Genomic DNA, 21,542 nt, shown 5'->3' with positions numbered 1-21,542 from the left:
GTCGTCGGCCGCGGCGCCGGCCGGGCGCAGCCAGAGCGCGCCGGCAAGGCCGACGCTGCGGGTCAGCAGGCGGCGGCGCGTCGTCATCGCAGGCTGCGCAGGTAGGCGACCACGTCTTCGATCTGCTGTGCGCCCAGCGCCGTCTTGCCCTGCCACGGCGAGCCGACGCGCGTCAGGCCCTCGCTGCGGTAGTACGGCGGCATGATCGTCTGCGGATTCAGGCGCCCGCTGTCGACCAGGCGCAGGCGCAACTGCGCTTCGGACCAGCGGGCACCGGCACCGGCCAGATCCGGCGCGAGATTGCCCTGGAAGCGCTCTTCGGGGATCGGCGCGGTGTGGCAGAGCAGGCACAGCCCGAGCTGCCGGTTCGCGACGATCGCGCGGCCGCGCGCGGCATCGCCGGGCTGGTCGGTCAAGGGCTGCTCGATCGCATCGTCGGCGGCCCGCGCCGCCAGGCTCACGAGCGGTGCGACGATCACGACCATCGCGGCGAGAAGCGCGCGCATCGCACGCTCGGTTCAGGCCCGCTTCAGGCTGTGGTTCTTCAACGGCAGTTCGCGGATGCGCTTGCCGGTGGCCGCGAAGATCGCGTTCAACACCGCCGGCGCCGCGACCGCGATGGTCGGCTCGCCGACACCGCCCCAGAACCCGCCCGAGGGCATCAGGATCGCCTCGACCTGGGGCATGTCTTCCATGTGCATGACCGGGTAGTCGCTGAAGTTCGTCTGCTCGATGCGGCCGTCCTTCACGGTGCAGGCCCCGTAAAGCGCGGCCGACAGCCCGTACACGAACGAGCCTTCGACCTGGGCCGCGATCTGCTGCGGATTGACGGCATTGCCCGGGTCGGTCGCGGCGACGATGCGGTGCACCTTCAGCACGCCGTCGGCGCTGACCGAGACCTCGGCACACGCCGCCACGTAGCTGCCGAAGCCCATCGTCTGCGCGAGGCCGCGGAACACCTTCTGGCCGCCGACATCGGGCGCCGGCGTGCCCCAGCCGGCGCGTGCGGCGACCGCGTTCAGCACCGCGAGGTGCTTCGGCGAGTCGACGAGCAGCTGGCGGCGCAGCGCGAGTGGGTCCTGTTTGGTTTCGAACGCGATCTCGTCGATGAAGCTCTCGACGTAGATCGTGTTCTGGTTCAGGTTCACGCCGCGCCAGAAGCCCGGCGGCACGTGCGGGTTGCGCATCGCGTGGTCGATCAGCAGCGCCGGCACCTTGTAGCCGAACACGCCCTCGGCGCCGCTCGGGTTCAGGCCCTGGAACACGACCGGGTCACGGCCGTTCTGCAGGTTCTGCGGCATCAGCCCGGCGACGATCGACTGGCCCGAGATCCGCATGTGCAGACCGGTCAGCTTGCCCTGCGCATCGATGCCGGCCGTCATCTTGCACTGCGTGATCGGGTGGTACTTGCCGTGCGCCATGTCTTCTTCGCGCGACCAGATCATCTTCACCGGCGTGCCCGGCATCTGCCTGGCGATCAGCACCGCCTGCGCCAGCCAGTCGTGCGCGCCGCGGCGGCCGAAGCCGCCACCGAGGTTCAGCTTGTAGACCTCGCACTGCGATGGCGGCAGGCCCGCGGCTTCGGCGGCGGCGGCGAGCGCGGCCTCGCCGTTCTGCGTCGGGCACCAGACCTCGCAGCGCTCGAGGGTGCCCGACGCGGCCGGCGTGATCTTCACGGTCGCGTTCATCGCCTCCATCGTCGCGTGGTTCTGGTACGGGTACGAGTAGACGGCCTCGAGCCTGCGCGGCGCCGCGGCGATCGCGGCACGCGCGTCGCCCGATGCATTGCCGACGATCGCCTGCGGCGCATCGAGGCCCTCCTTCAGGAACGCGGCGATGGTCTCGCTCGAGACCTTCGCGTTCGGGCCTTCATCCCACTCGATCGGCAGCGCATCGAGCGCGGTCTTCGCGCGCCACCAGGTGTCGGCGATCACCGCGACGCCGCTGTCGCCGACCTGCACGACCTTCTTGACGCCGGGCCGGCCGCTGATTGCCGCGGCGTTGAAGCTCTTGAGCTTGCCGCCGAACACCGGGCAGTCCTTGACCGCGGCGTTCAGCATCCCGGGCAGCTTCAGGTCCATGCCGAAGACCTGCGAACCGTTCAGCTTGCCGGCGGTGTCGAGGCGCTTGAGCGGCTTGCCGGCGATCTTCCAGTCCTTCGGGTCCTTCAGCGCGACCTCGGTCGGCGGCGTGAGTTTCGCCGCAGCGGCCGCGATCTTGCCGTAGCTCGTCGTGCGGCCGGTCGGCTTGTGCGTGATCACGCTGGCCGCGGCGCCGCACTCGGCGGCCGGCACCTTCCAGGCATCGGCCGCGGCCTGCACCAGCATCACACGCGCGATCGCGCCGCCCTTGCGCACGTACTCGTTCGACTCGCGCACGCCGCGGCTGCCGCCGGTCGAGAAGTTGCCCCAGACGCGCTTGCGTGCGAGGTTCTGGCCCGGCGTCGGGTACTCGGTCGTGACCTTGGCCCAGTCGCAGTCGAGCTCCTCGGCGACGAGCTGCGCCAGCCCGGTCAGCGTGCCCTGCCCCATCTCGGATCGCGCGATGCGGATCACGACGCTGTCATCGGGCTTGATCACGACCCAGGCGTTGACTTCGGGCGGCAGCGCCGCGCCCTGCGCGAGCGCGTTGCCGGCGAACGGCACATGGAATCCGACGGCGAGGCCGCCCGCGGCCAGCGCCGAACTGCCGAGGAACCGACGCCGGCTCAGGCGAGCGCTCGCGGTGATCGAGGTGGGATTCATCGCGTGCTCCCGGTTCAGGCCGAAGCGCCGCCGTTGGCGGCCTGCTTGATCGCCGCGCGCACGCGGTTGTAGGTGCCGCAGCGGCAGATGTTGGTCATCGCCGCGTCGATGTCGGCGTCGGTCGGCTTGGGCTTCTCTTTCAGCAGCGCGGCCGCGGCCATGATCATCCCGGACTGGCAGAAGCCGCACTGCGGCACGTCGAGATCGGCCCAGGCCTTTTGCAGCGCATTCAGCCCGTTCGGCGAGAGGCCCTCGATCGTCACGATCTTTTCGCTCGCCGACACGCTGGAGACCGGGCGCACGCACGACCGGGTCGGCACGCCGTCGATGTGCACGGTGCAGGCGCCGCACTGCGCGATGCCGCAGCCGTACTTGGTGCCGGTCATGCCGAGCTGTTCGCGCAAGACCCACAGCAGCGGCGTGTCGTCTTCCGCCTGGAACTGGCGCGTCGTTCCGTTCACGTTCAGTGTGGCCATCCAACGGTCTCCCGAGAGTCGATGCCGGGCGATTATGTTGTCGGCTGCGAATCCGTGCTGGCGCTACCGAATACCCTGAGTGCACGGGTTGGGGCCGCTGCGCACAATGGATGTCGAAGCGAGCTGGCAGGAGTTCATCGATGACGGACAGAGCGACGAATGCGACGACGAACACGAGCGCACGGCGGCGAGCCACGGTGCGCATCGGCGGCGCCTCCGGCTTCTGGGGCGACACCGCGCTCGCCGTGCCGCAGCTGCTCGCCGGCGGCGAGCTCGACTACCTGGTGTTCGACTACCTCGCCGAGGTCACGATGTCGATCCTCGCGGCGCAACGCGCGAAGGACGCCGGTGCCGGCTACGCGGTCGACTTCGTCCAGATCATGATGCGCGAGGCGCTGCCGCAGCTGCAGGCGCAGCGCGTGCGCGTCGTCGCGAACGCCGGCGGCGTGAACCCGCTCGCCTGCCGCGACGCGCTGCAGGCGCTCGCCGCGGAGATGGGCGTGACGCTGCGGATCGGCGTCGTGCTCGGCGACGACCTGCTGCCGCGCGCGGCCGAATTCCGCGCCGCCGGCGTCGCCGAGATGTTCAGCGCCGAGCCGTTCCCGCAGCGCGTCGCAAGCATCAACGCCTACCTCGGCGCGCTGCCGATCGCGCGTGCGCTCGATGCCGGTTGCGATGTCGTGATCACCGGGCGCTGTGTCGACTCTGCGGTGACCCTCGGCGTGCTGATGCACGAGTTCGGATGGGGCCCCGACGCCTACGACCAGCTCGCGCAGGGCACGCTCGCCGGCCACCTGATCGAGTGCGGCGCGCAATGCACCGGCGGCCTGTTCACCGACTGGGCGCAGGTGCCCGACTGGGAGAACATCGGCTTCCCCGTCGTCGAGGCCGATGCCGACGGCAGCTTCGTGATCACCAAGCCGCCCGGCACCGGCGGCCTCGTGACACCGGCGACGGTCGCCGAGCAGCTGCTCTACGAGATCGGCGATCCGCGCGCCTACCTGGTGCCCGATGTCAGCTGCGATTTCACGCAGGTGCAGATGCTGCAGGAAGGCCCGCAGCGCGTGCGCGTGCGCGGCGCGATCGGCCGCGCGCCGACCGCCGACTACAAGGTCAGCGCAACCTTTGCCGATGGATACCGCAACACCGGCTTCCTGACGATCGCCGGCGAGCAGGCGGTGCAGAAGGCGCAGCGCACCGGGGCGGCGCTGCTGACGCGGATGCAGCGCATGCTGGCCGCGCGCGGCCTGCCGCCGTTCACCGAGGCCCGCGTCGAGGTGCTGGGCGGCGAAGAGATGTTCGGCGCGATCGGCCGCAGCGATGCGCGCGAGGTCGTGCTGAAGATCGGCGCGAAGGCGGCGACGAAAGACAGCCTCGAGCTCTTCGCGCGCGAGTTCGCGCCGGCGGCGACCTCGATGGCGCCCGGCACGCTCGGCCTGATCGGCGGCCGGCCGAGCCCGACGCCGGTGGTACGGCTGTTCTCGTTCCGGCTCGCGAAGACCGCGCTGTCGGTGCTGGTCGACGTGAACGGCGAACGCTGGCCGGTCGCGATCCCGACCGGCGGCGGCTTCGACGCGCGCGCGCTGCCGCCCGCGCTGCGCCACACGAGCGAACCGATCGCTGAAGACGCCGCATCGACGACCCGCGTGCCGCTGATCACGCTCGCGCACGGCCGCTCCGGCGACAAAGGCGACAAGGCCAACATCGGCATCGTCGCGCGCCGGCCCGAAGACCTGCCATGGCTGTCCGCCTGGCTCACGCCGGAGCGCGTCGCCGCGCACTTCGCGCACCGCGCGCCGAGCCGCGTCGAGCGCTTCGACCTGCCGGGGCTGCACGCGATCAACTTCGTGCTGCACGACGTGCTCGGGGGCGGCGGCATGGCCTCGCTGCACACCGACAACCTCGCGAAGGCGTATGCGCAGGTGCTGCTGGCGATGGAGGTGCCGGTGCCCCGGGGCTGACCGCGAGCGTCACGCCGCGCCGAGCGGATGCGGGGTGCGCTTCTCGTACCAGTGCGTGATGCGCCGGCCGTCCCAGTGCAGCGCGAGGTGCGCGCCCGACTTCGCCTGACGCAGCGCCTTCGGCCGGAACACGCCGACGCACAGTCCGCCCGCGTGCCGCACGCTCGGGAACTGCACGCCCCAGCTGCCGGCCGCGCGCAGTTGCTTGCCGAGCGCCTGCGGCGTGCCGTAGTGGTTCGGATCGAGCAGTGCGGCACCGCGCTTGCCGAGCGCGCGCAGGTCGTGCAGTTCGGCGTCGACGGTCGCGGTGATCACGCGCAGGTCGACGTCGATCGCCGGCTCGCGGGTGCGGCCGAGGAACAGCGCGCGGTGGTGGCTGACCTCGGCCACGGCCGTCTCCAGCGCCTGCGCCGCGTAGTAGACGCCGTAGCTGCCGTCCGAGAAGCGCGAGCCCTCGGGGTTCAGGTGCGTGAACGCCGCCATCACCATCGTGCTGCCGGCGCCGCTGACGCGCTCGTCGGGCGGCACCAGCTGCAGCTGTCCGAGTTCATCGCGGATGCGCGGGTTCGTCAGCGCCTCGATCGCGAACACGACCTCGAGGTCGGCCGGATCGGCGACGCGGTCGTACAGGCCGACGGTCGGGTAGCGCGAGGGGATCAGGCGGTAGCTCGGGCGCCATTCGGTGGCGGTGACGGGGATGCCCTTCGGCGCGATCGCCGCCATCGCGGTCAGGCTTTGCCGCCGCGCTGCGCGTCGAGGTAGTGGCGCACGACGTACAGGTCGGCGACCTGACCGCCGAGCATCCGGTCGAGCGCCGATTTGCCGCCGAACAGTGGCGCGTCGTTCGGCTTGCGCACCCATTCGTCGGCTTGGCTGCCGACCGGCAACAGGATCTGCAAGGCCGCGTAGATGCCGAACAGGTACGACAGCCGCTCGAGCACGTGGCGGTCGAGCGGGCCGTTGACGACGCCCTTCTTCCACTGATAGAGCGTCGTTCGGCCGACGCCGAGCAAGGTGGCCTGCTCGGTGGCGTCGAGCTGCCAGGCGTCGCCGATGCGCCAGAAGGTCCGCAGCGCGGCCTGGGCCGCCGCGGCGGAATTCAGATCGATCGGCGATGTGCGGGGTTCGAGCAGGGCATGCATGCGCGAAGGATAGTTCATTGGCGGACTGAATTCAATAGATTGTCCGCCAGCGAACGGGTTGGCGGAGATCTTGTCCGGGCCCTGCCGACCGCCTGCAGGCGGTCGCCGTGCGTCCGGGCTTACCCACGCGCGTGCGTCACCCCGCCGTCGATCACCAGCGTCGATCCCATCACGTAGTCGCCGGCGCGCGACGCGAGGTAGATCGCGCCACCGGCCATGTCTTCGTCGCGTCCGATGCGCCCCGCCGGGATGCGCTTGGCCGTCTCTTCGGCGTGGTCGCGCGCGACGCGGTTCATCTCCGAGGCGAACGCGCCCGGCGCGATCGCGCTGACGACGATGTTGTCTTCGGCGAGCCGCAAGGCCATGCGCCGCGTCAGCTGGATCAGCCCGGCCTTGCTCGCGGCGTAAGAGTAGGTCTCCTGCGGATTGATCGAGATGCCGTCGATCGACGCGATGTTGATGACCTTCGCCGGCTGCGTCTTCGCGGCCGCGCGCAGCGGCGCGATCAGCGCCTGCGTCAGAAAGAATGGCGACTTCAGGTTCAGGTCGACGACCTTGTCCCAGCCCTTCTCGGGAAAGGTGTCGAAGGTCTCGCCCCAGGCCGCGCCGGCGTTGTTGACGAGGATGTCGAGCGTCGACTCGCGCGCGGTGTAGGCCGCGACCAGCGCCTGGATGCCCTCCAGCGTCGACACGTCGGCCGGCAGCGCGATGCACTCGCCCTGCGCCGACAGCTCCTTCGCGGTCTGCGCGCAATCGGCCGCCTTGCGCGACGAGATGTAGACCTTCGCGCCCTGCGCGAGAAAGCCCGCGGCGATCATGCGGCCGATGCCGCGCGAGCCGCCGGTGACGAGCGCGATGCGGCCCTTCAATGAGAACAGGTCGGTCATGGTCGGTCTCCTTCGATGGTGTGGGTTGCCATCGATTGTGCGCAGGCCTCCACCGGCCGCGCTGTCACCCGCGCGTCGCGGGCGGAGCCTGCAACCGCGTCAGCGGTTCGTGTCGAGGCCCGCCGCGACGGCCTCGGCGCGGGCCCGGTGGATCGCGTCGGCGATGGCCGGGCCGCCGAGCCCGCGCGCCTCGGCCTGTGCGGCGACCGCGGCGCTGTCGACCTGCTGCGCGAGCGCGAGCGCGCGGCCGAGTCGTTCGCGCTGCGGATACGGCGCCTCGCTCAGACCGAGCCGGCCGCGCGCATCGCACTCGCAGGCGAGCAGCATCTCGGCGAAGCGCTCGGGGCGGCGGAACGCATCGCAGCGCTCGATCAGGCGCAGCACCGCGGCGGCGCCGAACTCGCCGCTGCGATGCACGTTGCCGTGTTCGCGCGCGACGGCCTCGGCCAGTTCGCGGCATGCGACCGGCACGCGCAGGCGCTCGCAGACCGCACGCACCAGCGCGACGCTGCGCTCCTCGTGGCCGAGATGGCGCGGCAGCACGTCGGCCGGCGTCGTGCCCTTGCCCAGGTCATGGCCCAGGCACGCGAAGCGAACGGGCAGACTCACGTTCAGCCGCGCCGCCATGTCGAGCACCATCATCAGGTGCACGCCGGTGTCGATCTCGGGGTGGTAGTCGGCCCGCTGGGGCACGCCCCACAGCCGGTCGACCTCGGGCAGCAGGCGCGCGAGCGCGCCGCAGGCACGCAAGACCTCGAACAGCCGCGACGGCGTCGCCTCCATCAGGCCGCGCGCGAGCTCCTGCCAGACGCGCTCCGGCACCAGCGCGTCGACCTCGCCGGATTCGACCATGCGCCGCATCAACGCGAGCGTCTCGTCGGCGACTTCGAACTGCGCAAAGCGGGCCGCGAAGCGCGCGACGCGCAGGATGCGCACCGGGTCTTCGACGAACGCCTCCGAGACATGGCGCAGCTGCTTCGCGACGATGTCGCGCTGGCCGCCGTGCGGGTCGATCAGCGTGCCGGCCTCGTCCTGCGCGATCGCGTTGATCGTCAGGTCGCGGCGCCGCAGATCTTCTTCGAGCGTGACCGCCGGGTCGGCATGCACCTCGAAGCCGCGGTAGCCGGCCGAGGTCTTGCGCTCGGTGCGCGCGAGCGCGTGCTCTTCCCTCGTCCGCGGGTGCAGGAAGACCGGGAAATCGCGCCCCACCTGCAGGTAGCCGGCGTCGATCATCTCTTGCGGGCGCGCGCCGACGACGACCCAGTCGCGGTCGCCGCCGGGCAGACCCAGCAGTGCGTCGCGGACCGCGCCGCCGACCAGATAGCGCTTCATCGTCAGCTTGGGAGTTCGGGGCGGTCGCGCGGCACCAGCTCCAAGTACTGTTCGAACGTGCCGCCGGCGAGAGGCTTGACCATGACGCGCAGTGTATTCGTCAGCCTCCCCATCTCGACGCCGGCGCGGGTTCGCGTCTCGACGTAGCCGAGCGCCTCCCAGAAGCGCTCAGCCCGAACGTTGCCTTGCACGACACCCAGTCGCAACCAGCGCGCGCCTTTCGCGCGCGCCCAGTCTTCGATGCCGCAGTAGAGCACCTGGGCCTCGCCGCTGCCGTGGCGCGAAGTGGCCACGATGAAGGTGCCGATGTGCCACACGCCTGGCGCGAGCAGATCGGAAACGACATTCGCCAGCGCGACGACCTGGTCGTCGGTATCGAGGTAGCCGACGACCCACTTCTTCGTGAACGGCCAACCCGCAGGCAACTCGCCGTGGATCTCTTCGTGCGCCTCACCCGGTCCGGCAGGATCGCCGTTCACCGCGAGGAAGTAGAGTGGATTCGCCTCGAAAAAGCGCTGCAGCAGCGGTTCGTCACCCGACCCGAGTTCAACGCTGCGCAGATCCCCGAGCGGGGATGCGGGCAGCTCGATGGTCGACACGACGAAACCTACGCCTGCGACCGATACGCCTCTTCGAACGGCAGGAAGTCGTGCTCGGCCAGTGCATCGGCGATCCAGGCCGCGACACCCGGCAGCGCGACGACGCGCTCGCAGTAGGCCGCGATCGGCGCCGGCACCGGCACGCCATAGGTGCGCAGCCGCATCACGACCGGCGCGAAGTACGCATCGGCGATGCTGAAGCTGCCGAAGAGCATCGGGCCCCCGTGCTGTTCGAGCAGCTCGCTCCACATCGCGACGATGCGTGCGATGTTGTCGCGCACCTCGGGCTGTTCGGCCAGCACCCGCGTGCCGACCTCGGGCAGCGAGGCCTCGATGTTCATGCCGAAGTGGCTGCGCAGCGCGCCGAAGCCCGAGTGCATCTCGGCGCAGACGCTGCGGGCCCGCGCACGGGCGCGCATGTCGGCGGGCCACAGGTGCTTCTCGGGGAAGCGCTCGGCGAGGTACTCGGCGATCGCCAGCGTGTCCCAGACCGCGAGACCGTCGTCGATCAGCACCGGCACGCGGCCGGTCGGGTTCAGGCGCAGCGCCTCGGTCTTGAACTTCGAGCCGGGCGAGAACGCATCGAAGCGCAGCTTCTGCTCGTCGAACGGGATGCCGGCCTGCTGCATCAGCACCCACGGGCGCATCGACCAGGAAGAGTAGTTCTTGTTGCCGATGACGAGCTGCATCCGATGTCCTCGCGTGGTGGTCAGCCGCGCATGCTAGCGAATGTGCGCGCCGCGCGGGTTGAGGCTTTCGCATCGGATTGATGCGGGCACGACGTCAGGGCAGTTCCTTGTCGAGCGGGTTCGCGGCGCTCGCCGGCGCGATCGAGCGGCCGAGGCGCTGCTTCAGCGAAGGCGCCGGTGCACCGAGCTGCGCGGCGTAGTAGGTCGCGTTGCTCAGCACCTTCTTGACGTAGTCGCGCGTCTCGGGGAACGGCACGTTCTCGGCCCAGATCGCCGGCTCGAGCACCGGGCCTTCGCGCCACCGCCGCGGCCGGTTCGGGCCGGCGTTGTAGGCCGCGGCCGCGAGCGCCTGCGAGCCGTTGAAGTCGTCGAGCACGAGCTTCAGGTAGCTCGTGCCGAGCTTCAGGTTGGTGTCGCGGTCGGCGATCAGGTCAGGGCTGTAGGCCAGGCCGATCTTCTTCGCGGTCCAGCGCGCCGTCGACGGCATCAGCTGCATCAGGCCGGAGGCGCCGACACTCGAGCGCGCCTCCATGATGAAGCGCGATTCCTGGCGGATCAGCCCGTAGACGTACGCCGGGTCCAGGCCGATCTCGTCGGCCTTCGCGACCACCTCCTTGCGGAACGGCATCGGGTAGCGCTGCGCCATGTCGATCTCGGCGCGGGTGCGGTCACTGGTGTTGATGCAGCGATCCCAGACCTCGCGGTCGCAGGCGAGTTGCGCGGCGGCGAGCAGCTCGCGGTCGCTCATGCCGCGGATCGCGTAGTTCCATTCGCGCACGCCTTCGCCGCGCAGGCCGATCGCGATCAGCTGCAAGGCGCGGATCAGGCCGGGGTGGCGCGCGGCCGCGTCGCGCTCGAGCTCCGTCAACGCGGCCGGCCGCGGCGGCAGGAACACCGGCTGGCCGAGGCTCTCGGCCGCGAGCGCGGCATAAAAGTTCATCTGACCGGCGATGCTGCTCATCTGCTCGCGCGCGAGGTCGCGCATCGAGTCGCCGTCCTGCGAATCGGCCGCGGCCGCACTCAGTGCGCGCGCCCGCCAGTAGACCCAGGCCGGGTCGCGCTGCTCGTTCGGGCTCATCGCGTTGACGGCCTGCGCGACCTGCTGCCAGCGCGGCTTGCCGTTGTCGGCGCGCAGCGCGGCACGCGCCTTCCAGGCCAGCGTGTCGTCGGGCCAGTCGATGTTGCGGCCGGATTTCGCCGAGCGTTCGGCGGCGCGCTGGAAGTGATCGGCGGCCTCGGGTTGCAGCTTCATCGCGGCCTGCTTGCCCACGGCGGCCCAGGCCCAGGCGGCGAGGTCGGCGGGCAGGCTGCGATCCCAACGGTCGTTCAGGAGCCCGGCCGCCGCGTCGGCATCGTTCGAGGCCATCCGCATCAACGCGAGCGTGGTCAGTTCGGCAGCGCTGCGGTTCGCCGCCGAGGCGTTGCGCGCGAGGTAGCGGGCCGGGCTTTCGGCGAGCTCGCTGACGGCCGTCGCCGCGGCCAGGCTGACCAGCGCGGCGGCCTGGCGCGCGGCGCGCGGACGGCCGGCATCGATCGCGACGCGCGCCTTGCGCCAGGCGTCGGCGGGGCCGAACTGCTTCGCGTCGGTCAGCGCGGCCGCGAGCAGCGCACAACCGTCGTCGGCCTCGCGCTGCGCGAGCCACGCGGCGAACGCGGCCTCGCGCACGTCCTTGCCGGCCTGGCTCTCGACGAGCAGCGCATAGCAGGCGACCTCGCGGTCGTCGTCCATCCGGAAGCGCGGGTATTCGGCCGCGAAGTTGGCCCAGTCGCGGCGCTTGCCGAGCTCGAGCAGCCAGTCGTTGCGGAATCGGTCTTCGACGTACGCGCCGGGCCAGCGCGCACTGAATTCGTTGACCTCGGCCTGCTGGACCTCGCCGATGCGGTTCGTCAGCTCCCAGTAGTCGGCCCACATCGCGAGCGGCAGCTGGTTGGCGAGCGCCACGTTGCGCAGCGCGGCCAGGCGCGTGCGGTCCTTCTTGCGGAAGGCCTCGCGCGCGTCGATCAAGGTCTGATCGCCGGTCTGCGCGCGTGCCGGGGGCGCCAGCGCGACCAGGCCGACGCACAGCGCCAGCGCACAGGCGCGCAAACGGCGCCCATATACTGGTTCGGGGGGAATCTTCGGGTTCGGCGTCATCACGGAATCAATCTTGAAATCGGCATCTCACGACGCGCCTTTAGGGCCGCGACAGGCGTTGCGCAAACGGCTGCTGGAACAACGCGAACAATTCGTCGGCGGGCCGGCGTTTGCGGAAGCCGGCGTCGCGCTGTCTCGTCATCTGGCGGCCGCGTTGTCGCGGCTCGAGCCGGAACTGCTCGGCCTGTATTGGCCGCACCGGAACGAATTTAACGCAGCGGCCGCGATCGTCGCCGATTCCGGGTTCTCGACATTGCCGATCGCGCTGCCGTTTGCACAGCGCGCACCGGTGCAGCTGCAGTACCGGCTCTGGGATCGGCGACCGCCGACCGCCATCGACGACTGCGGCGTGCCGTCGCCGAGCGGCGCACCGGTCGTGCCCGACGTGGTGCTGGTGCCCTGCGTCGGCTTCACACGTTCCGGCCACCGGCTGGGCTACGGGGGTGGGTACTTCGATCGCTGGCTCGCACAGCATCCCGAGGTCACCGCGATCGGCGTTGCGTGGTCGATCGCCGAACTCGACGACGGCGCGCTGGCGATCGAGCCGCACGACCAGCCGCTGACGCTGGTCGTGACCGAACGCGGCGTGGTCTGACGCCGCCAGGAACGCGCACTCAGGCCGGCGCCTCGACCTCGCCGACCGCATGGCGCGTGTCGGCGGCCTGCGCCAGCACCCACGCACAGAACTGTGCGACTTCCGGCCGCGCGCGGCTACCGGGCGCGACGACGAGCCAGTACAGGTAAGGGCTGTCCATCCGCCCCGCGGGACCGAAGGGCTCGACCAGCTCGCCGCGCTGCAGCGCTTCGAACACCAGCGCGACGCGTGCCAGCGCAACGCCGTGACCGGCGAGCGCCGCCTGCACCTGCTGGTAGGTGAAGTTCAGGTAGAGCCAGCGCTTGGGCTGCAGGCCGGGCTGGCCGTGCAGGCCCAGCCAGCGGCGCCAGCTCAGGAACTCGGTGCTGGTCTTGGTGTCGTCCTCCTCGGCCAGCGTGTGCTGCGCCAGGTCGGCGGCGCACGACAGCGGCGGCGCTTTGCCGAGGCGGATCTGCTCGGCCAGCGAGCGGCTGACGACCGGTGTCAGCACCTCGCCGAACATCCGGATCGCGCCGGCCGGCGCCTGCGCCGGGCTGCAGTAGCGCAACGCGAGGTCGAGCTCGGGATCGTCGAGATCGGCGATCGCATCGGCGGCCGAAACCCGGATGTCGATGTCCGGGTGCTCGCGCTGGAAGGCCTCGATGCGCGGCAGCAGCCACAGCGAGCCGAACGATGCGAAGGTCGTCACGCTGACGCGCTTGCGGCTGCGCGCGGCGCGGATCTGGCGCACGCTCGCGTCGATCTTCGGCAGGCTCGCCTCCACCGCGCGCAGCAGCATCTGGCCGCTCTGCGTCATCTCGACATGGCGCGTGCCGCGCACGAACAGCGCCGCGCCGAGTTCGTCTTCGAGGCCCTTGATCTGGCGGCTGATCGCCGATTGCGTGACGAACAGCTCCTCGGCCGCCTCGCTGAAGCTCAGCCGGCGCGCCACCGCTTCGAAGGCCCGGAGGTTGCCGAGCGACAAGGGTCGGCGGGTTGATCCACTCATATCAAATCCGCATCAATCGATGACCTGGGTTTCATTGGATTCTCCGCGCCACAAGGACGATCATAGCGATACGCAACGCAGGAGAATTGATGATGAACACGCAATCGAACTCGACCCTCCGACGCCTCGCTCCTGGGCAGGCGCTGCACCTCGGTCACCTCGGCGGCGAGCTGAGGGCCGATGCGCGTCTCTGGCTGACACGTGGCGGCGATCTCGGCGACCACTTCGTCGAGCCCGGCGAACGGGTGCGCATCGCGGTCGGCGAGAACGCGGTGATCGAGCCCGCCCGCACCGGCGCCAGCGCGACCGTGCGCTGGAGTCCGCGCCGTCAAAGCTTCTTCGGCGCCTTGGCCGCAGAGCCCTTGCGCGGCCTGGCCTTCGTGGCCGGCCTCGCGGCCAGGGGCTTCGCGGCCCTCGCGCGCAGCGCGGCGGCCAGCGCGAGTCGGGCCCAGGGCTGCATCGGCAGCGGCGATTCCATGGCCTCCTCGGGCGCACTGAAGTAGCCCTTCGACGTGATCGCCTTGCCGGCCGCGTCGTAGATGAACGGCGTGCTGCCGGCCGCCTCGAAGGTCGGGCGCGTCAGCGCGTCGGCCTTCAGGTAGAGGCGCTCGTCGGCGATCAGCGCGATGAAGAGGTCGTCGACATAGAAGCCGTGCCCGCCGAACATGCGGCGTGAGCGCACGGCACCGACCGAGCCGAGCAGCTCCATGCAGTGCGCGACGAATTCGTTCGGGACGGGGGCCATGCCTGCAGTCTTGCACAATGGCGACGCGAACCTCAACCCGGATGGAGCCTGCATGCAGCAACCCGCGCCCGACCGCGACGCCTTGCGAACGAAGCTGATCAAGGCACGCCTCGCGCTGACCGATCGCCTCGAGCGTGCGGTGCAATTGCAGAGCGTGCTGCGCGTCTGGCTCGTCGGCCGCCGCGAGAACACGATCGGCGCGTACTGGCCGATCAAGGGCGAGTTCGATCCGCTGCCGGCGCTGTACCGCTGGGCCGAGGGCGCCCCCGAAGACACGAGCCGCCGCATCGGGTTGCCGGTCGCGAACCGCATCACCGGACAGTTGCGCTTCCACGTCTGGTATCCGGGTTGCCCGATGGAGCTCGACGCCTACGACATCCCGAAGCCGAAGGACACCGAGGAGTTCGCGCCCGAGATCCTGGTCGTGCCCTGCCTCGGCTTCGGGCCGGGCGGTGTGCGGCTCGGCTACGGCGGCGGTTTCTTCGACCGCACGCTGGCCTCCCTGACGCCGCGGCCGGTGACGGTCGGCGTGAGCTTCACGCACGGCTTCCTGCCGCTGCTGCGCTCGAGCGCGGCCGACCTGCCGCTCGATGCGATGCTGACCGAGGACGGCGTGATGTGGCAGCGCCCCGACTGACGGGTGCCGCTTCAGCGTCGCGTCAGGCGGCGCCGAGTCCGAGACGGCGGCAGATCTCGAGCGTCGCGACGCTCTGGTTCATCGTGTAGAGATGCAGGCCGGGCACGCCGGCCGTGCACAGGCGCTCGCACAGCGCGGTGATCACATCCAGCCCAAAGGCCTTGATCGACTCGCTGTCGTCGCCGAAGGACTGCAACCTCAGGCGAATCCAGCGCGGCATGTCGGCGCCGCAGCCATCGGCGAAGCGGATGATGCCGCTCGCGTTCGTGATCGGCATGATGCCCGGCACGACCGGGATCCGCGCGCCGAGCGCGTGCGCCTCGTCGACGAAGCGGAAGTACGCGTCGGCGTTGAAGAACATCTGCGTCAACGCCGAACTCGCGCCGGCCTGCACCTTCGCGACATACGCCTGCAGGTCGGCCTGCGGCGAACGCGATTGCGGATGCATCTCGGGGTACGCCGCGACCTCGATGTGGAATGCGTTGCCGGTCTCGGCGCGGATGAACGCGACCAGGTCGCTCGCGTAATGGAACTCGCCGTTGCTGCCGCCGTAGCCGCTCGGCAGGTCGCCGCGCAGCGCGACGATGCGCCGGATGCCGCTCTGCCTGAACTGCGCCAGCTTGGCGCGGATCGATTCGCGGCTCGCGCCGATGCACGAAAAGTGCGGCGCGGCCTCGACGCCTTCTTCGATGATCGCCTGCACGGCCGCGAAGGTGCCGTCCTGCGTCGAACCGCCGGCGCCGTAGGTCACGGAGCAGAACTGCGGTTTCAGCGCATAGAGCTGGCGCCGCACCGCGGCCAGCTTGGTCACGCCTTCGGGCGTCTTCGGGGGGAAGAACTCGAGGCTGATCGGGGGAACCGTCTTGCTCACATCAACTTCCTTGTCGTGCGGCGGGTTGCGCCCACACGAAGAATTCGCGGTTGCCGTCGCCACCGTCGATGGCGCTGGCGAAATAGTCGCGCACCGTCAGGCCCAGCCGGGTGCAGGCCTCGCGGATGCGCGCCTCGACCCGCGGATAGGCGCTCGCGTCCTTCACGAGCCCGCCCTTGCCGATGTCGGCCGGCTGCAGCTCGAACTGCGGCTTGACCAGCAGCAGCGCGTCACCGTCGGCCGCGATGCAGCGCGCGATCGTCGGCAACACCAGCGTCAGCGAAATGAACGACAGGTCGGCGACGACGAGGTCGAACGAATGCGCCGGCTCGTCCTGCTCGAAGCCCGATCCGGCCACGTCGCGTGCGTTCAGGCCTTCGTGGCCGATCACCCGCGCATCCGCGGCCAGGCTCGCGCTGAGCTGGCTGCGACCGACATCGATGCCGACGACGCGCGCAGCGCCGCGCTGCAGCAGCGCGTCGGTGAAGCCGCCGGTGCTCTGGCCGACATCGAGACAGTTGCGCCCCGCGACCTCGATGGCCGCATGCGCGAGCGCCGCGTCGAGCTTCAGGCCGCCGCGCGAGACGAAGCGCAGTTCGGCGTCGTCAGTGATTTCGAGCCGGCATTCGTCGGGCAGGTCCTCGCCGGCCTTGCGCGGCACCGCCCAGCCCTTCGGCCCGAGCCAGCGCACCGCACCGGCATCGATCAGCCGCTGGGCGGCCGAACGCGTCGGCGCGAGTGCGCGCTGCACCAGCAGTTGGTCGGCACGCACCCTGATCAGTACCTGTAGGTGTCGGGCTTGTAGGGGCCCTGTTTGGGCACGCCGATGTACGCGGCCTGCTCGTCGGTCAGCTCGGTCAGCATCGCGCCGACCTTCTTCAGGTGCAGGCGCGCGACCTTCTCGTCGAGGTGTTTCGGCAGCACGTAGACCTTGCCGACCTCGTAGGCGTCGCTGTGCGTGAAGAGCTCGATCTGCGCGATCGTCTGGTTCGCGAACGAGCTCGACATCACGAAGCTCGGGTGCCCGGTGCCGCAACCCAGGTTCACCAGCCGACCCTTGGCCAGCATGATGATCTTCTTGCCGTCGGGGAACGTGATGTGATCGACCTGCGGCTTGATCTCGTCCCACTCGTACTTCTCGAGCGACGCGATGTCGATCTCGTTGTCGAAGTGGCCGATGTTGCAGACGATCGCCTGGTCCTTCATCGCGGCCATGTGCTCGTGGCGGATGATGCCCTTGTTGCCGGTCGTCGTGACGAAGATGTCGGCTTTGTCGGCGGCGTATTCCATCGTGACGACCTTGAAGCCCTCCATGGCGGCCTGCAGCGCGTTGATCGGGTCGATCTCGGTGACCCAGACCTGCGCGCTCAAGGCGCGCAATGCCTGCGCCGAACCCTTGCCGACGTCACCATAGCCGGCCACGCAGGCGACCTTGCCGGCGATCATCACGTCGGTCGCGCGCTTGATGCCGTCGACCAGCGATTCGCGGCAGCCGTACAGGTTGTCGAACTTGCTCTTCGTGACGCTGTCGTTGACATTGATCGCGCGGAACGGCAGCGTGCCCTTCGCGCTCATCTCCTTCAGGCGGTGCACCCCGGTCGTCGTCTCTTCGGTCACGCCGATGATCTGCGCGGCCTTGCGCGTGTACCAGGTCGGGTCGACGGCGAGCTTTGCCTTGATCGCGGCGTAGAGGCAGGTCTCCTCTTCGCTGGTCGGCTTGGCGATGACCGACGCGTCCTTCTCGGCGCGCTGGCCGAGGATCATCAGCAGCGTCGCGTCGCCGCCGTCGTCGAGGATCATGTTCGGGCCTTCGCCTTCCGAACCCTTGGCGCCGAACTCGAAGATGCGGTGCGTGAAGTCCCAGTACTCGGCGAGCGTCTCGCCCTTGTGCGCGAACACCGGCGTGCCGACGCCGCTGGCGCCGTTCGCGGCCAGTGCGGCGGCGGCGTGGTCCTGCGTCGAGAAGATGTTGCACGAGGCCCAGCGCACGCTCGCGCCGAGCGCCTGCAGCGTCTCGACCAGCACGGCGGTCTGGATCGTCATGTGGATGCTGCCGGTGATGCGCGCGCCCTTGAGCGGCTGCGTCTTCGCGAACTCCTCGCGAATGGCCATCAGGCCGGGCATCTCGGTTTCGGCGATCCTGATTTCCTTGCGGCCCCAGGCGGCGAGCGACGGGTCGGCAATGGCGAAATCGGAGAAGGGTTTCAGAACGGCGTTCATGGTCGAGCTCCAGAAATTGAGGAACCCGCACGTGCCATCGATGGGAAGTTGGAACTCACCCACGAGGAACGAATCGTGCGGGTGAGCGCGGTTGCAATCTGCATTCCGAGCCTGGGGTCGCGCCAAATCAGGCGAGCCTTGCAACGCTCCTCGGAAAGTGCCCGCATTGTAGTCGGGCGACCGAGCCCACGCGAAAAGCCTGTGCAAGACTCGGGCATGACCGTGACTTCCCCCCGGCCCTGGGCCGAACTGCCCGAGGGCGACGCGCGCCGCGTGATCGGCGTGCTGACCGACATCGACGACACGCTGACGACCGCCGGCGCGATCACGCCCGACGCGCTCGATGCGCTTGCGCGGTTGCGCGCCGCCGGCCTGCCGGTGATCGCGATCACCGGCAGGCCGATGGGCTGGAGCGCGCCGTTTGCGCGCCGCGTCGACGAAGGCGGCTGGCCGATCGACGCGATCGTCGCCGAGAACGGCGCTGTCGCGCTGTTCCGCGACGCCGCCGGAACGCTCGCGATCGAGTACGCGCAGGACGCGCCGACCCGCACGCGCAACGCGCTGCGCCTGCGCGAGGTCGCCGCGCGCGTGCTGCGCGAATTGCCGCGCAGCACGCTCGCGCGCGACAGCGCCGGCCGCGTCACCGACATCGCGATCGACCACGCCGAGTTCGCGCACCTGTCGCCGGCACAGATCGACGCAGTGGTCGCATTGATGCATGCCGAAGGCATGAACGCGACCGTCAGCTCGATCCACATCAACGGCTGGTTCGGCGACCACACCAAGCTCAGCGGGGCCGCGTGGGTCATGCGCCGGCTGCTCGGCCGCAATCTGCAGGCGGAGCGCGAGCGCTGGGTCTATGTCGGCGACTCGACGAACGATCAGCTGATGTTCGGCCACTTCCCGATCAGTGTCGGCGTCGCGAACCTGATGGCGTTTGCCGACGCGCTGACCGTCTGGCCGCGCTACCTGACACGGGCCGCGCGCGGCGCCGGCTTCGCCGAAGTTGCGGATCGACTGGTCGAGCGGCGCTGAGCCGGCAACGATCGCTCAGGCGCGGGGCGAAGCATCCGGCAGCAGCGCTGTGCAAGACTGCGCGCGAATGCCGAAGCCTTTGCCGACAACCCACCATGAACTGCCAACCCTCGCGATCGCCGCCGCGCTCGCGCTGGCCGCGGCGGTGTCGCTGGGTCTCGCACGCTTCTCGTACGCGCTGCTGCTGGCGCCGATGCGCGCCGACCTGGGCTGGAGCTACACCACGGCCGGTGCGATGAACACCGTCAACGCAGCCGGCTACCTCGTCGGCGCGCTGCTCGCGCCGGGCTGGCTGCGGCGCTTCGGCGCGCGCCGCGCGCTGCTCGCCGGCGGCGTCGGTTCGGCGCTGCTGCTGGCGGCGCACGGCTCGGTGACCGGCGACGCGGCGCTCTACCTGCTGCGCGCGCTGACCGGCATCGCGAGTGCCGCGACCTTCGTCTCCGGCGGTCTGCTCGCAGCGCGCCTGAGCAGCCGCGAGCCACCGGCGGGCGAACGGCAAGCCCCATCGGCCGGCCTGGTGCTCGGCATCTACTACGGCGGTACCGGCGTCGGCATCCTGATTTCGGCGCTGCTGGTACCGCCAATGAGCGCGTTGCCGATGGCGCACGCGTGGCAGTCGGCCTGGATCGCGCTCGGCGCCGCGGCGCTGGTCGCGACCGCGATCACCGCGTGGGCGACGCGCGGTCTCGATCCGGCGAGCGCTGCGGCACCGGTACCGGCACGCTTCGACGCCGCGCGCTTCGCCTGCGGCCTGAGCGCGTACTTCCTGTTCGGCCTCGGCTACATCGGCTACATGACCTTCGTCGTCACGCTGCTGCGCGAACAGCGGCTGAGCAGCGCCGCGATCACGGTGTTCTACGCGCTGCTCGGCCTCGCGGTGCTCGGTTCGTCGTTCGTCTGGGCCGGGCTGCTGCAGCGTCACCGCGGCGGCGGCGCGCTGCGGCTGCTGAACGCGCTGCTCGCGCTCGCGACCGTGCTGCCGGTTCTCAGCGCGCATCCGGTCGCGGTGTTCGCATCGGGGCTGCTGTTCGGCGGCGTGTTCCTGTCGGTCGTTGCGTCGACGACCGCGCTGGTGCGCCACAACCTGCCGGCCGCCGCGTGGCCGGCCGGCATCGCCGCGTTCACGATCGTGTTCGCGGCCGGGCAGATCGTCGGGCCGACGCTGGTCGGCTGGATCGCCGACGGCGCCGGCGGCCTGCGCGGCGGCCTCGCGTGCTCGGCCGGCGTGCTGCTGCTCGGCGCGCTGATCGCCTGGGGGCAGAAGCCGGTGAAGATCAGCTGAGTTGGCGCCCTGGGCGGTCTCCTTGGTTCGGCAGTCCGCCGACTCGTCCTCAGCACTCCAGACCCAGGAACCTGTGCATGCGTTCGAGCTCGTCATTCAGCCCGTTGCGAAACACGGTGTCGCGCGGGGCGCGGCCCGCGCTGTAGCCGAAGTCGCAGACCAGCGCACCGTCGACCACGCTCGCGTTGGCCCAGCCGATCACCCGGTCGTGCCACAGCAGCGGCAGCGCGTAGTAGCCGAGCTTGCGTTTCGGCGCCGGCGTGTAGGCCTCGAAGCGGTAAGCCCAGCCCCACAGGATCTCGAAGCGGCGCCGGTCCCAGACGACCGGGTCGAACGGCGTCAACAGACGCACCGCGTCGTCCGGCCGCCAACGCGCCGATGTCGGCTTCTCGGTCGCGGGCCAGTACCAGTCGACGCCATCGACACGTTCGTGCGCGAGGCGCTTCTTCGCCCGCGCCAGCACCACCGCGCGCTGGGCTGCCCACTGCGGCGCACCGCCGCGCAGGTGGCTGACGAGTTGGCCGAGCGTCGGGGCCGGCAGCGGCGCGTACTTCGCGACGACCAGGTCGACCAGCGCATCCATCCGGGTGCCGGCCGTTTCGAGATCGGCTGCTGCCGTCTCGCCATCGCGCACCGCGTAGACGCGCGTGCCGCCCTCGCGCCGCGCGACCCGGATCAGGCCGCGGTAGTGCATGCCGTCGAGCAGCTGCGTGCTCGCGTTCGACGAGCCGCCGAACCAGTTCGTCGTCTTGCCGTGCGCGAAGTGCGCGTCGACCTCGCGCGGGTGCACGATGCCGCGTTCGCGGATGAACTCGAGCACCGCGTGCGCCTGCTTCCAGCGCGCCGGCGTCCAGGCCGTGCGCGGCGTGCGCGGGTGCATCAGCGCATGGTGCCGGCGCGGCAGGAAGCCGTAGTTGACGAAGAAGTCTTCCTCGATGGCCAGGCGCGCGTAGCGGCGTTCGAGATCGCCGGCGCGGTAGTCGCGCACGCGGTGGCGCAGGGTCAGGTCCTGCGCGCGCGCCGGGGCGCGGATCGGGTCGGCCTGCACGAAGCCGAGCTTGTCGATCGCGCGGCCCAGCGTGGTCGGCGCGAACAGCGTGCGGGCGACGGCGTAGCGGCGCAGTTGGTCCAGCGTCAGCGTTGTCATGGACCGTGATGATGCCTGCCCATAACGCGCTCATAACGCGGTGCTGCAAGAATCGGCG

General features: G+C 70.3%; 21 protein-coding genes, 1 pseudogene and 1 riboswitch. Of the genes and pseudogenes, 6 read left to right on the top strand and 16 right to left on the bottom strand.

Annotation, left to right across the window (positions count from 1 at the left end; genetic code table 11):
* Nucleotides 1-83: 83 nt before the first annotated feature.
* The 3 genes from soxX to AC1DTW_RS05185 are packed head-to-tail and all read right to left on the bottom strand — an operon-like array spanning nt 84 to nt 3,220.
* On the bottom strand, nt 84-506 hold the full coding sequence (soxX, locus tag AC1DTW_RS05195; RefSeq protein WP_477979795.1) for a sulfur oxidation c-type cytochrome SoxX: 423 nt from the start codon (nt 504-506) through the stop codon (nt 84-86).
* Nucleotides 507-518: 12 nt separating this feature from the next.
* The gene (locus AC1DTW_RS05190) at nt 519-2,744 is read right to left on the bottom strand and encodes a xanthine dehydrogenase family protein molybdopterin-binding subunit (RefSeq protein ID WP_477979793.1); all 2,226 of its coding nucleotides are present in this window, start codon (nt 2,742-2,744) and stop codon (nt 519-521) included.
* A 14-nt stretch (nt 2,745-2,758) separates the two neighbouring features.
* On the bottom strand, nt 2,759-3,220 hold the full coding sequence (locus AC1DTW_RS05185) for a (2Fe-2S)-binding protein (RefSeq protein ID WP_477979791.1): 462 nt from the start codon (nt 3,218-3,220) through the stop codon (nt 2,759-2,761).
* Nucleotides 3,221-3,360: 140 nt separating this feature from the next.
* Here AC1DTW_RS05185 and AC1DTW_RS05180 point away from each other — a divergent pair, with 140 nt between their 5' ends.
* Nucleotides 3,361-5,181 carry an acyclic terpene utilization AtuA family protein gene (locus tag AC1DTW_RS05180; RefSeq protein WP_477979789.1) on the top strand — a complete coding sequence of 607 codons (1,821 nt, stop codon included), beginning with the start codon at nt 3,361-3,363 and terminating at the stop codon, nt 5,179-5,181.
* Nucleotides 5,182-5,190: 9 nt separating this feature from the next.
* Here AC1DTW_RS05180 and AC1DTW_RS05175 read toward each other — a convergent pair whose 3' ends face one another.
* The 7 genes from AC1DTW_RS05175 to AC1DTW_RS05145 form a co-directional block, all read right to left on the bottom strand.
* Nucleotides 5,191-5,904 carry an RES family NAD+ phosphorylase gene (locus tag AC1DTW_RS05175; RefSeq protein WP_477979787.1) on the bottom strand — a complete coding sequence of 238 codons (714 nt, stop codon included), beginning with the start codon at nt 5,902-5,904 and terminating at the stop codon, nt 5,191-5,193.
* A 5-nt stretch (nt 5,905-5,909) separates the two neighbouring features.
* Nucleotides 5,910-6,323, bottom strand: coding sequence for an MbcA/ParS/Xre antitoxin family protein (locus tag AC1DTW_RS05170; RefSeq protein ID WP_477979785.1), 414 nt, complete (start codon nt 6,321-6,323; stop codon nt 5,910-5,912).
* Between the two features lie 119 nt (nt 6,324-6,442).
* Nucleotides 6,443-7,210, bottom strand: coding sequence for an SDR family oxidoreductase (locus AC1DTW_RS05165; protein ID WP_477979783.1), 768 nt, complete (start codon nt 7,208-7,210; stop codon nt 6,443-6,445).
* 99 nt (nt 7,211-7,309) lie between these two features.
* Complete coding sequence (locus AC1DTW_RS05160) at nt 7,310-8,542, bottom strand: multifunctional CCA addition/repair protein (RefSeq protein ID WP_477979781.1); 1,233 nt, start codon at nt 8,540-8,542, stop codon at nt 7,310-7,312.
* Between the two features lie 2 nt (nt 8,543-8,544).
* Nucleotides 8,545-9,141, bottom strand: coding sequence for a GNAT family N-acetyltransferase (locus AC1DTW_RS05155; RefSeq protein WP_477979779.1), 597 nt, complete (start codon nt 9,139-9,141; stop codon nt 8,545-8,547).
* A gap of 8 nt (nt 9,142-9,149) precedes the next feature.
* Entirely contained in the window at nt 9,150-9,830 is a 681-nt protein-coding gene (locus AC1DTW_RS05150; protein ID WP_477979777.1) for a glutathione S-transferase family protein, read from the bottom strand.
* Between the two features lie 94 nt (nt 9,831-9,924).
* Nucleotides 9,925-11,964 (bottom strand): lytic transglycosylase domain-containing protein, encoded by a 2,040-nt coding sequence (locus AC1DTW_RS05145; RefSeq protein WP_477979775.1) that lies wholly within the window; start codon nt 11,962-11,964, stop codon nt 9,925-9,927.
* Nucleotides 11,965-12,022: 58 nt separating this feature from the next.
* Between AC1DTW_RS05145 and AC1DTW_RS05140 the strand changes: the two genes are divergently transcribed.
* Nucleotides 12,023-12,559: a 5-formyltetrahydrofolate cyclo-ligase gene (locus AC1DTW_RS05140; RefSeq protein ID WP_477979773.1), complete on the top strand. Its 537-nt coding sequence runs from the start codon at nt 12,023-12,025 to the stop codon at nt 12,557-12,559.
* Between the two features lie 19 nt (nt 12,560-12,578).
* Here AC1DTW_RS05140 and AC1DTW_RS05135 read toward each other — a convergent pair whose 3' ends face one another.
* Nucleotides 12,579-13,547 carry a LysR substrate-binding domain-containing protein gene (locus AC1DTW_RS05135; protein ID WP_477979771.1) on the bottom strand — a complete coding sequence of 323 codons (969 nt, stop codon included), beginning with the start codon at nt 13,545-13,547 and terminating at the stop codon, nt 12,579-12,581.
* Nucleotides 13,548-13,636: 89 nt separating this feature from the next.
* Here AC1DTW_RS05135 and AC1DTW_RS05130 point away from each other — a divergent pair.
* A pseudogene (locus AC1DTW_RS05130) lies at nt 13,637-13,822 on the top strand (DUF2917 domain-containing protein); the annotation flags it as partial.
* A gap of 53 nt (nt 13,823-13,875) precedes the next feature.
* On the opposite strand, the gene AC1DTW_RS05125 reads toward AC1DTW_RS05130, so the two are convergent.
* Nucleotides 13,876-14,292 (bottom strand): TfoX/Sxy family protein, encoded by a 417-nt coding sequence (locus AC1DTW_RS05125; RefSeq protein ID WP_477979769.1) that lies wholly within the window; start codon nt 14,290-14,292, stop codon nt 13,876-13,878.
* Nucleotides 14,293-14,344: 52 nt separating this feature from the next.
* Here AC1DTW_RS05125 and AC1DTW_RS05120 point away from each other — a divergent pair, with 52 nt between their 5' ends.
* Entirely contained in the window at nt 14,345-14,929 is a 585-nt protein-coding gene (locus AC1DTW_RS05120) for a 5-formyltetrahydrofolate cyclo-ligase (RefSeq protein ID WP_477979767.1), read from the top strand.
* Between the two features lie 22 nt (nt 14,930-14,951).
* On the opposite strand, the gene metF is transcribed toward AC1DTW_RS05120, so the two are convergent.
* From metF to ahcY, 3 genes are read right to left on the bottom strand one after another with little or no spacing between them, the layout of a single operon-like run.
* Complete coding sequence (metF, locus tag AC1DTW_RS05115) at nt 14,952-15,800, bottom strand: methylenetetrahydrofolate reductase [NAD(P)H] (RefSeq protein WP_477979765.1); 849 nt, start codon at nt 15,798-15,800, stop codon at nt 14,952-14,954.
* 1 nt (nt 15,801) lies between these two features.
* A complete protein-coding gene (locus tag AC1DTW_RS05110) occupies nt 15,802-16,572 on the bottom strand; it encodes a TlyA family RNA methyltransferase (RefSeq protein WP_477979763.1) in 771 nt (256 codons plus the stop codon).
* A gap of 5 nt (nt 16,573-16,577) precedes the next feature.
* Complete coding sequence (ahcY, locus tag AC1DTW_RS05105) at nt 16,578-18,020, bottom strand: adenosylhomocysteinase (RefSeq protein WP_477979761.1); 1,443 nt, start codon at nt 18,018-18,020, stop codon at nt 16,578-16,580.
* A 76-nt stretch (nt 18,021-18,096) separates the two neighbouring features.
* Nucleotides 18,097-18,178: riboswitch (S-adenosyl-L-homocysteine riboswitch) on the bottom strand.
* A gap of 58 nt (nt 18,179-18,236) precedes the next feature.
* On the opposite strand from ahcY, the gene AC1DTW_RS05100 reads away from it, so the two are divergent.
* Nucleotides 18,237-19,055 carry an HAD-IIB family hydrolase gene (locus AC1DTW_RS05100; protein WP_477979759.1) on the top strand — a complete coding sequence of 273 codons (819 nt, stop codon included), beginning with the start codon at nt 18,237-18,239 and terminating at the stop codon, nt 19,053-19,055.
* 67 nt (nt 19,056-19,122) lie between these two features.
* Entirely contained in the window at nt 19,123-20,337 is a 1,215-nt protein-coding gene (locus tag AC1DTW_RS05095) for a YbfB/YjiJ family MFS transporter (protein ID WP_477979757.1), read from the top strand.
* Nucleotides 20,338-20,386: 49 nt separating this feature from the next.
* Here the strand turns inward: AC1DTW_RS05095 and AC1DTW_RS05090 are convergent, their stop codons facing one another.
* The gene (locus AC1DTW_RS05090) at nt 20,387-21,484 is read right to left on the bottom strand and encodes a DNA glycosylase AlkZ-like family protein (protein WP_477979755.1); all 1,098 of its coding nucleotides are present in this window, start codon (nt 21,482-21,484) and stop codon (nt 20,387-20,389) included.
* Nucleotides 21,485-21,542: the final 58 nt, after the last annotated feature.

The sequence above is a fragment of the Rhizobacter sp. P5_A1 genome (genome assembly GCF_056400745.1).
Note: the sequence above shows the minus strand (reverse complement) of the source record. Positions and strands in the feature narration are given on the sequence as shown.